Below are 11,697 nucleotides of genomic sequence, written 5' to 3'. Positions count from 1 at the left end.
GCCACGGCCTCTCTCATCTCATCCATCTCTCTCAGTCAGTACGTCGACACGATCTCGGTCGCCGGTGCCCACAGCCCCTCGTCGAGTCCGCGCTGCAGCGCGTTGTCGAACACATCAAGGGGAAGGCGTACCAGCCCGCGGCGCACGCTCGACTCATAGGCCGCGAAGACGATCTCTGCGGCGGCGAGGCCGTGGCGGGCGGCGAGCACCGGCGCTGCGCCGGTCTCGGCGGAGTGCACGAGGTCGGCGAGGGCAAGGGCTGTCTGCTCGATGACGGCAGGGTCGACCCCGCCGAGCTCGATCCTGAACTCCTCGCCGACGCTCTCGAGGATCTCGACCGGGAGCTCCCCGTCGGCGTGGATGACGGCGCGTCCGCCGAACACGTCGACCCTGCCGCTGGCGCCCTGGATCACGATCCCGTTGTGGCCGAGCGGATGCAGCGGCTCGTCGCGTCCTGTCGTGATGACCGCGTCGATCCCCGAGTCGAAGCGCACCGTGGCGACTCCGGCAGTCTCGGTGGGCGCCCCGTAGACCCGCTTGCGCGCGGCGACGTCGATCTGCGCCAAGACGGAGGTCGCGGTCGGGTCGCCCAGGTGCAGGCGCAGCAGGTCGATCGTGTGCGATCCCCAGTCGAATAGGTTGGCGCAGTAGCCCTGGGCGCCGAGGAGCTCACCGATCGCTCCGCCGGCGACGCGCTCGCGTACGGCGCGATGCATACGATCGAAGCGGCGCTGATGGTTGATGGTCAGCGTGGCTCCGTGGGCGGCCGCGGTCTCGACCAACCGGCGCGCTTCGCCGTAGGTGAGGGCCATGGGCTTCTCGCAGTGGATCGCGGTCACCCCGTGTGCGAGGGCGAGGGCGACGATGACAGGGTGAGCGGCTGCGGGAGCGCACACACTCAGTAGATCGACGCGCTGCTCGGCGAACAGGCGCTCGACGTCGGTGTAGGCCTGCGCGTCGTGGCGTGCGGCAAGCGCGGTCGCAGCCACCTGGTCGACGTCGCTGATCGCGACGATGCGCAGGTTCGGGATATGGGAGAGGCCGAAAGCGTGCACGGCACCCTGCGAACCCGCGCCGATCACGGCTGCGGTGCGGACCGCCGTCATCGCGGCCCTGCTCGATGGGTGAATTGGTACACTATGGCCTCTCCTTTGAGCACTTGCAGTAGTCCACAAAAATACCACTGAGGGCCAAGCTAATACGCTTCTATGATGAGCACAACCACTTGCTATCCATTTGAGACAAGCGAGCGGCCATCGCAACGACGCCAGCCGGAGGAGAAATCCATGCTCATCAGCCAGGTCATCGGCCCCCGCCGCTCCGAGATCGTGAGTGCGCCCGATCCGATCCCGACGCCCTCACAGGTCGTGATCGACGTGCTCGCCTGCGGTGTGTGCACATCGGACCGCACGCCGTGGAGAGAGCATGGAACCCCCGATGCTCCCGTGCGGCTCGGGCACGAGACGGTCGGGCGCATCAGCGCGGTCGGCGATCCGCACGGGCGCTGGAGCGTCGGCGAGGTCGTCACCGGCCTCGGCGGAGACGGCTTCGCAACGAAGGTCACCCTCGACGCCGACTCGATCCTGCGCGTCCCCGCCGGCTTCGCGGCGGAGCATGTGATCGGCGAGCCCCTCGCCGACCTCGAAGAGGCCCTCTCGCGCACCAGCATCCGCCCTGGCGACCGCGTCGCGGTCGTGGGCCTCGGATTCATGGGTCTCGGGCTCGTGCAGCTCGCCGCGGCCCGCCTTCCCGGGCTTCTGGTGGCCGTCGATCCGAACCCCGCAGCGCGCGCACGGGCGCTCGCACTCGGTGCCCACGAGGCCCACCACCCCGACGAACTCCCCGCAGCGTTCACTTCGGCGACGGGCGACCGCGAACAGCGGATGGACGTGGTCATCGAGGCCGCGGGTGCCACCTCAGCACTGGCGACATCGTCATCGCTCGTACGCCCGTACGGCACCGTCTGCATCGTCGGGTACCACCACACCGGAGACGCCCCGATGGACATGGAGCTCTGGTACAAGGGGGCGACGATCGTGAACGGCTTCTCCCCGTCACGCCCGCGCACGTTGCGCGCGATGGCCGACGGCCTCGCGATGATCGCCGACGGCCGCTTCAGCTATCGGCCGCTCATCACCCACACGTTCGCTCTGGAAGACGTCGACCAGGCCTACGAGCTGATGGAGACCAGGCCGTCGGACTTCGTCAAGGGCGTGGTCGTGTTCCCCGAGCAGGACTGAGAGCCAACGACGTGTCACCGTTTGATCACGAGATTCAATACCAGTATTGACCACTTTGAGTCCGAGACAGTACCATTCCAGGAACCGCCGGCACCCGACCGGCCCGAGAAGGAGGTCCTCCGTGCAGAAGCGCGTGTCCATCCCCCTGGCAGGTGCCAGCGCGTTCGTGCTCGCCGCGGCCCTCGGCGGCTGCGCGAGCAGCGAGCCGTCGTCGCCTGACCGGATCGTCGTCCAGACCAACTGGACCGCCGGCCAGGCGCAGAATGAGCCGCTGTTCGACGCCTTCGAGGCGTTCACCGAAGAGACCGGCATCGAGGTCAAGGTGCTCGAGTCGGGAGACAACCTCAACCAGGTGTACGAGACGTCCCTCCTCGCCGGGGAAGAAGCCGACGTGCTGCTGGTCGGACTCCTCGAGAAGCAACTCGACTGGGCGATCAACGGTGCCGTCGTGCCCGTGAACAACTACATCGAAGAGTGGGGCATCGCCGACCGCATCCCCGACGACGCACTGGTCGACTGGACCGACGCCGAAGACAACATCCGTGCCTTCCCCTACTCCGGCTTCACGTGGCCGTGGTGGTACAACACCGATCTGCTGGCCGAGGCCGGTATCGATGCCGTGCCGACCACGACCGACGAGCTCATCGACGCCACTGAGAAGCTGCGCGCCGCGGGTATCGCACCCGTCGTGCTCGGCGGCATCGACTGGTCGGGCCAGAAGATCTTCCTGCAGTTCCTGGAGATGTTCCTCTCCACCGAAGAGGCCAAGCAGGTCTACGCCGAGGGCGCCACGTGCGACAACCCCGACGCGATGAAGGGCATCGAGCTTCTGGTCGAGCTGCGCAACGCCGGCGTCTTCGTCGACGGCGTCGAGGGCTACACGGCCGACCAGGCGCAGGCCGCGTATCTCGATGGCCAGGCCGCGATCGCACCGCTCGGTTCGTGGGCCTACCCGTCCGCGTCGGAGGAGCTGGCCGCGGCGACCGTGCTCGGCGGACTCCCCGTCGCCGAGGGGGCACCGTTCGACAAGCCTCTCGCCTACCGTGGCTCGACCTCCGCCGGCTGGTGGATCAGCCCGAACGGCCAGGAGAAGATCGGCTCGGTCGAGAAGCTCATCACCTACATGTACGGCAACGATGTGCTCAAGGGCATCCTCGACGAAGGCGGCGTGATCCCGGTCGCCGACTTCGGCGGCGACACGTCCGGCGTCACCTCGCCGCTGCTCGCACAGTCGCTGACCGAGCTGCCCGAGTCCGTCGACTTCCCGGTCATGCCCGACATCTACGTGCCGGCCGATGTGTCCAACCCGATGTACCGCGCGACGTCGGTCGCGTTCACCCCCGGCACCGATGCCGCGACGATCTGCAAGACCGTCGACGACATCTACGTCGCCGCGAAGTAACCCGTCTGGGCGGCCCGGCCACAGCGCCGGGCCGCCCTCCTCACTGCTGGAGCCCTCCCCATGACCGCTTACTCCCCCGACGTCGTCGCCCTCCGACGCGCGAAGGCCCGACGACGTGGCGAGCTCGTGCAGCTGTCGGCCACGCTTCCGGCACTGCTGTGGTTCCTGGTCTTCACGACCGGACCCCTGGTCAGCCTCTTCTACTTCTCGACCGTGAACTGGCGCGGTCTGATCGCCCCGCGCACACCGGCCGGGCTCGACAACTTCGTACGCCTGGTGAACGACCCCGTGGTGTGGCTGGCGACGGGCAACACGATCCTCCAGCTCGTGGTCACGCTGCCGATCGTCGTCATCGGCGCGTTCATGATCGCCTACTACCTGAACCTCAAGCCCCGCGGACATCGCTTCGTGCGTGCGCTCATGTTCACGCCCGTGCTGCTCTCTGCATCCGCCCTGGCGATGGTCTTCGTGGGCGTTTTCGCCCCGCAGGGCATGATCAATGGGTTCCTCGACGCGCTTGGTCTCGACCAGCTCGCGCGCCCGTGGCTCGCCAACGGCGACAGCGCCATGTGGGCGATCATCATCGTCACGATCTGGTGCAGCATGTCAGTTTCGGCAATCATGCTCGCCGCCCGTCTCAACTCGATCGACGCCTCGGTGTTCGAAGCCGCCGAGATCGACGGATGCGGGCACTTCCGCCGCATATGGAGCATCGCCTGGCCGATGTGCCGCGAGTTCGTCGGCGTCGTCACGATGCTGCAGTTCCTGTGGACCCTGTTCTCCTCTGCAGCCGTCGTGCTGCTGCTGACGAAGGGCGGGCCAGGCAACGCCACCGCCACGCTGTCGTTCCTCGTGTACGACTTCGCCTTCAACCAGTCGAAGGTCGGCTACAGCCAGGCCGTCGCGGTCGTGCTGTTCATCGTCGGCGTGGCCGGCATCCTCGTGATCCGCCGGGCGTTCCGGCAGAAGTACTGATGGGACCCGCCCTCATGACCGTCGTCTCCGCTCCGGCCCCGCAGACCTCCTCCGCGCAGCATCCTGCTCCCCCCTCGCGCCCGACCGCGCGTCGTCGACGCGGCCGCGGCGGGGCCCTCGCCCGCACCGGCCCGATGAAGTACCTCGCACACGCGGGCGTCTGGCTGTACGTGGTGCTGCTCGCCGCGCCGCTCTACTACCTGGTGATCTCGGCGTTCAAGCACAACACCGACATCTTCAACCAGCCGTTCTCCCCCTTCACACCGCTCACCTTCGACAACTTCGGCCTGGCGTTCTCACAGGCCTCGCTCGGCACGGCCCTGCTGAACTCGGCATACATCACGATCGGTGCCGAGATCCTCACCCTCGCGCTCGCGGTGCCGGCAGCATTCGCCCTGGCCCGTGCGAAGGGCGCGGTCGGCCAGATGGTGGAGCGCGTGTTCGCGCTCGGGTTCCTCATCCCCGGTTTCGCCGCGCTGGTACCCACCGTGCTCCTGTCGATCATGATGGGACTGTTCCACACGCGGGAGTTCCTGATCCTGTTCCTCCCGGCGTCGGCCATGCCGCTCACGGTGATCCTGCTGACCCAGGCGATGCGCGCCGTGCCAGCGGAGCTCGAGGAGTCAGCGCTGCTCGACGGTGCCGGTCCCCTGCGCGTGCTGTGGTCGGTCTATGTGCCGCTCGCGATCCCGACGCTCACGGTGGTCGCGATCCTCAACTTCCTATCGTTCTGGAACGAGTACTTCTTCTCCCTCGTGATCATCGGCCCCGAAGCATCGCTGCGTACGGCCCAGGTCGCACTCCCGACGCTCTCGATCGCGAACGCCGCGCAGTACGGTGTTCTTGCCGCCGGCATCCTCATCACCTTGATCCCCGCGTATCTCGTCTACGCCGTGTTCGCGGAGAAGATGGAGAACGCGGTCCTCGCCGGAGCACTCAAGGGCTGACATGCGCATTCTCACCAACCACCTCGGCTACGACTCCGCGGCCCCGAAGTCGGCGCTCGTCGAGGTGCCGCATCCCGGGGAGATGCCGCACGTCGAGCTGCTGTCGCTCGACGATGACTCCCGTGTGCGTCTCTCCACCCGCCCCACCGCGACAGTCGACGCCTGGCAGACCGGTGCATACGCGCGCGTCGACTTCGACGAGGTCAACGCTCCGGGCCGATACGCGCTCCTGGCCTCGGTCGGCGACGAAGTCGTCTCGTCTCCGCCGTTCATGATCGGCGTCGAGCGCCTGGCGGCAGGCACGCTCTCCGACATCTTGTTCGCCTTCAAGGCGGCTCGCTCCAGCGGTGAGATCGAGCGCAAGGATGCCGCAGCGCTGCGTTATGCAGACGATTCCGGATTCACGGTGGATGCTCGCGGGGGCTGGCTCGACGCCTCGGGCGACACCAGCAAATTCCTCAGCCATCTGACCTATTCCCCGACCATGAGCCCGCAGCAGATCCCGCTGTGTGCGTGGGCGTTCCTGGAGGCTCGGGACCGGCTGGCTGAGCGACATCCGCGCTTCCACAAGGCGCTCGGTGCGCGACTGCGTGACGAGGCCCTGTTCGGCGCCGACTTCCTGGTGCGCTTCCGCACGCCGGACGGTGCGTTCTACAGCGGAATCTTCGATGCGCTCACCAAGCAGCTCGAGGAGCGCGTGATCAATGCGCCGCTACCGGAATGCGTACGCACCGACCGCTATCGCGCCTCGTATCGTGGCGGCGGCGGGCTGGCGATCGCCGCGCTCGCCCGGGCGTCGAGGGAGCAAGAACACGGCGCCTTCTCGAGCGCCGAGTATCTCGCGGCCGCCGTCGGTGCCTTCGACGACCTCGAGGCGCATAACACGGAGTATCTGTTCGGGCTCGACCTCAAGACCGGAGCCCTGACGAACAGTTCCGAGTCGGTCGTCGACGAATACTGCGCCCTGCTCGCAGCGGCCGAGCTCGTCGCGGCGACGGATGGCGCGGATGGCGTGGACGCCGAGCGATTCGTCGCGGCGGCGGATCGTCGCGCCGCGGCCCTGATCGACCGCTACCGCACCTCGCCCGACGAGCCGGGTTGGTTCGAGGCCTGGGAGGACGGACGGCCATTCTTCTCTGCCGTCGAAGCGGGCCTGCCGGTGATCGCCCTGCTCCGCTACGCCGAGCTCGTGCCCGATGCGCGCTTCGGCGACACGGCGCGCGAGCTGGCGCTGGCGGTCATGCAAGATGTGTTGCGACGCACGCAGGCCGTCGACAATCCGTTCGGGTATCCGCGCCAGCGAGTGCAGCCGCGAGGCGGCAGCGTGCGCGACGCATTCTTCTTCCCCCACGAGAACGACACCGGCTACTGGTGGCAAGGCGAGAACGCGAACCTGGGTTCTCTCGCGTTCTCGGCCCTTGGAGTCGCCGACCTTCCAGCGTGCGATTCTGTGCAAGCGACGCAACTGCGGCGCTTCGCGGCCGACCAGGTGCACTGGGTGCTCGGACGCAACCCCTTCGACGTGTGCATGCTGCAGGGTAGGGGGCGCAACAACGTCGAGTACACTCCCGACTTCCCGAACCTGCCCGGCGGCATCGTGAACGGCATCACGAGTCACCCCGACGACGAGAACGGCATCGCCTTTCTGACCCCCGAGACCACCGAGGGCCCGGACTCGTGGCGCTGGGCGGAGCAGTGGATCCCGCACTCGGCGTGGTTCCTGCTCGCGGTCAGCGCGAGTTGAGCGCGATCTTCGCTGTCCGGCGTCCGATGGTCGGCGCCGAACGCCGGCTCCTCAGAGCCGCAGGGCGACGGCGAGCGACACCGCACTGTCGCTACTCGCCCAGGGGAAGCTCACGGTGTTGAGCAGGAACACCACGAGGCCGATCGCGGCGATCAGGAGCACGAAGAGGAAGACGAAGATCGCCACCGTGAGGCCGCCGTAGCCGCCGGAGGTCGGAACCTCCGGCGCGACCGACGGCTGTGCCCAGTCGTCGGCGACGGCGGCGGGAGGCTCACCATCGAGGATCGCGGGAGTCGGGCGCGGGCGGTCGGAGCGACGGCGCGTCTCGGGCGGAGGCGGCGGGATCACCGCGTCCGCCGGCGGGATCGCTGCGGATGAGGGCGGGGCCAGCAGACCGTCCGGGATCGGGATGTCGGGCGGGGGCGGCGGGATCACCGCATCCGCGGGCGGAATCAGCGGCTCCTCGGGAACCCCGCCCTCCTCAGGCTCGATCGGTTCTTCCGGGGTGGTGCCGCTGATGTCGCTCATCTCAGCCTCCGACTGCTCCGACGTCGGTCACGCCGACGTCCGTTCGATGGAAGTTCTGGAACGACCGCGAGGCCGTCGGTCCGCGCTGCCCCTGGTAACGATTGCCGTAGGGGCCGGACCCGTAGGGGCTTTCGGCCGGTGAGGTCAGCCGGAAGAAGCAGAGCTGCCCGATCTTCATCCCCGGCCACAGCTTGATCGGCAGGGTCGCGACGTTCGCGAGCTCCAGCGTCACGTGACCGGTGAACCCCGGGTCGATGAACCCGGCCGTCGAGTGCGTGATGAGCCCGAGGCGCCCGAGCGAAGACTTGCCCTCGAGACGGGCGGCGATGTCATCCGGGAGGGTGACCTGCTCGAACGTCGCGCCGAGTGCGAACTCGCCGGGGTGCAGGATGAACGGCTCCTCGGGATCGACCTCGATCAGACGCGTGAGCTCCGGCTGATCGACCGACGGGTCGATGAAAGGGTACTTGTGGTTGTCGAACAGCCGGAAGTAGCGGTCCAGGCGCACGTCGATGCTCGACGGCTGGATCATCCCCTCTTCGCGCGGCTCGAGGCCGACGCGGCCGGATGCGAGTTCTGCTCTGATGTCGCGATCGCTGAGAAGCACGGCACCAGCCTAGTTGCCAGGCCGCGACCGTGCCGCGTTGCTTTGGCCATCGGGCGGCGTGCAGGTAGGCTGGCCTTCACCTGCTCCTCGGATGCGGGTGCGGGGCTGTAGTTCAATGGTAGAACTTCTGCTTCCCAAGCAGACAGCGCGGGTTCGATTCCCGTCAGCCCCTCCACTTGTGGGTTCCAGAGCGACTCCGGACGTCGAACCGTCGACCGCTACGGCAGGTCAGCGAGATCGATGTCGTCGTCCTCGTCGCGCTCCTGATCTTCCTCATCCTCGGGAACGACTCGATCGTCGTCGGTCGAGGGGATGTCCGGGTCGATGCCTTCGGCCTCGACTTCGCGCTCCTCGTCCGGGTACATCTGCGGGTCTGACATCGCAGTCTCCAATCGCATCAGCGGTGACGCCAGTCTTGCTCTCGAACCCCGTCGCCGACTCCCCGTTGACACGCGACCTGGCGAGGCGCGACAATCCGCCTCGCCAGGCCGTGCTCAGGCGGTGGCGAGCGGCGGCCGGTGCGGGATCGCCACCGGCCTGCGGTCGCGCGCAGGGGCGTGGAAGCGCTGGACGTCTTCCAGCACGTCGGCCGCCGACATGTACGAGGTGGCGAGCGGAAGGTCTCGCAGCCACAGCACGTCCACCTCGACCGCATCCAACTGGTACACGCACGCGACGGTGCGCCGGGAATCATTCGACTCGTAGCGATGGTCGAGGATCAACCACTCGGTCTCGGTGATCTTGCGGAGCTCGAATCGGGGATCGGGCATCGTAAACATCGCAACACTCCAATCAATCAGCCAAAGGCGGTGACCGAGAGGAACGCACGACCCTGCGACCAGAGATCGGAACCCTGCCCGATGGGTCGACGGGCGCCCTTCAGCCCGCCGGAATTCACCCTTATTTTAGGATCCGCCGGGCTGCTCCTCAAGCGATGCGCCGCGGAGAAGATCCACGCCGCGACGGTAGCTGGTGACCTCGAATTCGGGGAACCGCCGAGCGAACTTCGTGGAGTCGAATCTGTTGTCGTGCTCGTACCGCGGGAGCAGTTCTCTGATCTCCCGCGCCTGCGGGGACACGAGCCCGGCCGCCCCCAGCATCCACGTCGGAAGAACGGTGTAGGCGGGTGGGCGCGGCCGGTCGAACGCGTCGCTCACCAGGGAGACGAACTGTCGGTAGGTGGGACGGTCGGGATCGGTGGGCAGATGCCACGTCTGCTGGAAGGCATCCTCGGTGGTGCCGAGTGCCGCGAGAGCACGGCTCGCGTCGGGCGTCCAGATCAGGGTGCGCTGGACGTCATCTCGCACAGGGACGAACGGGCGCTTGCCGTTCCTGATCCGGTCGACGATGAGAGCGTTCGTGAAGCTCTGTGTTCTCCCCGGCCCGTAGAACTCCGGGGCACGGGCGATCAGGACGGGGATGTCACCACGCGCCATCTCGTCGAGCACCATCGACGCCATCGCCGCCCGGACCCGACCCTTCGGTCCGACGGGCTCGAAGGGCGTGCTCTCGGTCTGCACCCGGTCATCCTGCGGATACATGTAGGTGTTGTCGAAGTACGCGAACCTGGCGCCGGCCGCACGGGTCGCGTCGAGGGCGTTCTTGAGCATCCTCGGGAACTGCCGCTCCCACAGCGCTGTGTCCGCGGGCAACCCGGCCGCGAAGTACACCACGTCGCTCCCCTGAACCGCGGCCCGCGTCTGAGCCGCATCGAGCAGGTCGGCGCTCTTGAGGTCGTCGGTGTCGTTGACTCTTCGGGGGTTGCGGCTGACGAGCCTGAGCGGGGATGCGTGGTTTCGGCTCAGCTCTCGCGCGAGCTCGACGGCGATCTGGCCGTTCGCGCCCAGTATGGTCTGCATTCTTTCTTCTCGACTTCCGATCGCTGGATCCGTGCGGTATGTTTACACTGTTTACATCATCGTACGGAAGGATGGTGAACAGTGTCAACATCGGAGAAGACCTACCACCACGGTGATCTTCGCGCTGCTCTCATCGACGCGGCGATCCAGGTGCTCGAATCAGGCGAGCCGTTCTCTCTGCGCGCCGTCGCGCGTCGAGCAGGGGTGTCGCCGGCCGCCCCGTATCGGCACTTCGCCGATCGCGAGGCGCTGGACTCCGCCGTCGCCGTCGAAGGGTTCCATGACTTGCGGGCAGACCTCGCCGCCGCACTCGACAGCGCCCCGGCGTCGTCGTCCGCGGCCGATGTCATCGCAGAGCTCGGCATCGCCTACGTGGCCTTCGCGATGCGTCGTCCCGCGGTCTTCCGACTGATGTTCGGGAACGAGTGCGACGACGCGAACGCCGAGCGGGTGACGGCGTCCGCGGAACTGCACACCGTCCTGAACGAGGCTGTCGAGCGGTTGCTCCCCGGGGCGGACGTCCCGAATCTGTCGACTGCCCTGTGGAGCCTGGCTCACGGGTTGGCGTTCCTGCACCTCGACGGAAAGCTCCGCCCGGAACCCGCCGACGCGGTGTCCGCACGCGTACACACCGTCGTCGGCGCGATCCTCGCTGTCCCCCTCCGACCCGCATCTCTGCAGTTGGTCGACACCACCCCGGGAGAGATCTCATGACCAGACGCATTCTTCACGTCGTCACCAACGTCGGCCACTACGACGCCCCCTCGCACGCGACCGGCCTGTGGCTGTCGGAACTCACCCATGCGTGGGAGGTGTTCGAGAAGCGTGGCTTCGAGCAACGGATCGTCAGTCCGCAGGGCGGTGCCTCACCGCTGGAACCTCGTTCGCTGAGGTTCCCCAGCTACGACAAGACCGCCAGAGCCTGGCGCGACGACCCCGCACGCATGGCGCTCTTGGAGAACACCCTGCGCCCGGACCAGATCGACGCCGCGGACCACGACGCGATCTACTTCACCGGCGGTCATGCCGTGATGTACGACTTCCCCGAGAGTGAAGGACTGCAGCGGATCACCCGAGAGATCTGGGAACGCGGAGGAGTCGTGTCCTCGGTCTGCCACGGCTATTGCGGGCTGCTCAACACGCGACTCTCCGACGGCTCTCTCCTCGTCGCTGACCGGAAGGTCACCGGCTTCGCCTGGCAGGAGGAGGTTCTCGCCCGCGTGGACAAACTTGTCCCGTACAACGCGGAGGAAGAGATGAAGAAGCGCGGCGCCCACTACGAGAAGGCTCTCCTGCCGTTCGTCTCCCATGCCGTCGTCGACGGCCACCTCGTCACGGGACAGAACCCCGGATCGGCGAAGGAGACCGCCGCGAAGGTCGCCGCCCTGCTCTGAG

Annotated in this window: 13 protein-coding genes and 1 tRNA gene; 8 read left to right on the top strand and 6 right to left on the bottom strand. The window is 67.3% G+C overall.

Going from position 1 to position 11,697, the window contains the following annotated elements:
• Positions 1-35: 35 nt before the first annotated feature.
• Positions 36-1,106 (bottom strand): Gfo/Idh/MocA family protein, encoded by a 1,071-nt coding sequence (locus KV397_RS00750; protein WP_153243111.1) that lies wholly within the window; start codon positions 1,104-1,106, stop codon positions 36-38.
• Positions 1,107-1,286: 180 nt separating this feature from the next.
• Between KV397_RS00750 and KV397_RS00745 the strand changes: the two genes are divergently transcribed.
• From KV397_RS00745 to KV397_RS00725, 5 genes are all read left to right on the top strand, one after another.
• Positions 1,287-2,240, top strand: coding sequence for a zinc-binding dehydrogenase (locus tag KV397_RS00745; protein WP_261811922.1), 954 nt, complete (start codon positions 1,287-1,289; stop codon positions 2,238-2,240).
• 121 nt (positions 2,241-2,361) lie between these two features.
• Positions 2,362-3,642, top strand: a complete 1,281-nt coding sequence (locus KV397_RS00740; protein WP_261811921.1) for an ABC transporter substrate-binding protein — start codon at positions 2,362-2,364, stop codon at positions 3,640-3,642.
• A gap of 60 nt (positions 3,643-3,702) precedes the next feature.
• Positions 3,703-4,617 (top strand): carbohydrate ABC transporter permease, encoded by a 915-nt coding sequence (locus KV397_RS00735; RefSeq protein ID WP_261811920.1) that lies wholly within the window; start codon positions 3,703-3,705, stop codon positions 4,615-4,617.
• A complete protein-coding gene (locus KV397_RS00730; protein WP_227991840.1) occupies positions 4,617-5,564 on the top strand; it encodes a carbohydrate ABC transporter permease in 948 nt (315 codons plus the stop codon). The genes KV397_RS00735 and KV397_RS00730 overlap by 1 nt, the downstream gene beginning before the upstream one ends.
• 1 nt (position 5,565) lies before the next feature.
• Positions 5,566-7,308 (top strand): glycoside hydrolase family 9 protein, encoded by a 1,743-nt coding sequence (locus tag KV397_RS00725; RefSeq protein WP_153243115.1) that lies wholly within the window; start codon positions 5,566-5,568, stop codon positions 7,306-7,308.
• A 51-nt stretch (positions 7,309-7,359) separates the two neighbouring features.
• Here KV397_RS00725 and KV397_RS00720 read toward each other — a convergent pair whose 3' ends face one another.
• Positions 7,360-7,836 (bottom strand): hypothetical protein, encoded by a 477-nt coding sequence (locus KV397_RS00720; protein ID WP_261811919.1) that lies wholly within the window; start codon positions 7,834-7,836, stop codon positions 7,360-7,362.
• Position 7,837: 1 nt separating this feature from the next.
• Positions 7,838-8,443, bottom strand: a complete 606-nt coding sequence (dcd, locus tag KV397_RS00715; RefSeq protein ID WP_047524231.1) for a dCTP deaminase — start codon at positions 8,441-8,443, stop codon at positions 7,838-7,840.
• Between the two features lie 101 nt (positions 8,444-8,544).
• Here dcd and KV397_RS00710 point away from each other — a divergent pair.
• Positions 8,545-8,618, top strand: a tRNA-Gly gene (locus KV397_RS00710).
• Between the two features lie 43 nt (positions 8,619-8,661).
• Here the strand turns inward: KV397_RS00710 and KV397_RS00705 are convergent.
• From KV397_RS00705 to KV397_RS00695, 3 genes are all read right to left on the bottom strand, one after another.
• Entirely contained in the window at positions 8,662-8,823 is a 162-nt protein-coding gene (locus KV397_RS00705) for a hypothetical protein (protein ID WP_153243117.1), read from the bottom strand.
• A gap of 114 nt (positions 8,824-8,937) precedes the next feature.
• A complete protein-coding gene (locus tag KV397_RS00700) occupies positions 8,938-9,213 on the bottom strand; it encodes a hypothetical protein (protein ID WP_227991843.1) in 276 nt (91 codons plus the stop codon).
• Between the two features lie 135 nt (positions 9,214-9,348).
• On the bottom strand, positions 9,349-10,302 hold the full coding sequence (locus KV397_RS00695) for an NAD-dependent epimerase/dehydratase family protein (RefSeq protein WP_261811918.1): 954 nt from the start codon (positions 10,300-10,302) through the stop codon (positions 9,349-9,351).
• 81 nt (positions 10,303-10,383) lie between these two features.
• On the opposite strand from KV397_RS00695, the gene KV397_RS00690 reads away from it, so the two are divergent.
• A complete protein-coding gene (locus tag KV397_RS00690; RefSeq protein ID WP_261811917.1) occupies positions 10,384-11,016 on the top strand; it encodes a TetR/AcrR family transcriptional regulator in 633 nt (210 codons plus the stop codon).
• Positions 11,013-11,696, top strand: a complete 684-nt coding sequence (locus tag KV397_RS00685; protein WP_261811916.1) for a type 1 glutamine amidotransferase domain-containing protein — start codon at positions 11,013-11,015, stop codon at positions 11,694-11,696. Before KV397_RS00690 ends, KV397_RS00685 begins: the two co-directional genes overlap by 4 nt.
• Position 11,697: the final 1 nt, after the last annotated feature.

This window comes from Microbacterium aurugineum (assembly GCF_023101205.1).
Classification (GTDB): Bacteria; Actinomycetota; Actinomycetes; order Actinomycetales; family Microbacteriaceae; genus Microbacterium; species Microbacterium aurugineum.
The sequence above is the reverse complement of the archived record's forward strand: the minus strand, read 5'-3'. Positions and strand labels throughout refer to the sequence as shown.

What these genes read in the sequence shown, in the direction of transcription:
- KV397_RS00695 (WP_261811918.1), bottom strand. Translation starts at nt 10,302, where the DNA reads ATGCAGACCATACTGGGCGCGAACGGCCAGATCGCCGTCGAGCTCGCG.
- KV397_RS00730 (WP_227991840.1), top strand. Translation starts at nt 4,617, where the DNA reads ATGGGACCCGCCCTCATGACCGTCGTCTCCGCTCCGGCCCCGCAGACC.
- KV397_RS00735 (WP_261811920.1), top strand. Translation starts at nt 3,703, where the DNA reads ATGACCGCTTACTCCCCCGACGTCGTCGCCCTCCGACGCGCGAAGGCC.
- KV397_RS00700 (WP_227991843.1), bottom strand. Translation starts at nt 9,213, where the DNA reads ATGCCCGATCCCCGATTCGAGCTCCGCAAGATCACCGAGACCGAGTGG.
- KV397_RS00750 (WP_153243111.1), bottom strand. Translation starts at nt 1,106, where the DNA reads ATGACGGCGGTCCGCACCGCAGCCGTGATCGGCGCGGGTTCGCAGGGT.
- KV397_RS00685 (WP_261811916.1), top strand. Translation starts at nt 11,013, where the DNA reads ATGACCAGACGCATTCTTCACGTCGTCACCAACGTCGGCCACTACGAC.
- KV397_RS00705 (WP_153243117.1), bottom strand. Translation starts at nt 8,823, where the DNA reads ATGTCAGACCCGCAGATGTACCCGGACGAGGAGCGCGAAGTCGAGGCC.
- KV397_RS00745 (WP_261811922.1), top strand. Translation starts at nt 1,287, where the DNA reads ATGCTCATCAGCCAGGTCATCGGCCCCCGCCGCTCCGAGATCGTGAGT.
- KV397_RS00725 (WP_153243115.1), top strand. Translation starts at nt 5,566, where the DNA reads ATGCGCATTCTCACCAACCACCTCGGCTACGACTCCGCGGCCCCGAAG.
- KV397_RS00720 (WP_261811919.1), bottom strand. Translation starts at nt 7,836, where the DNA reads ATGAGCGACATCAGCGGCACCACCCCGGAAGAACCGATCGAGCCTGAG.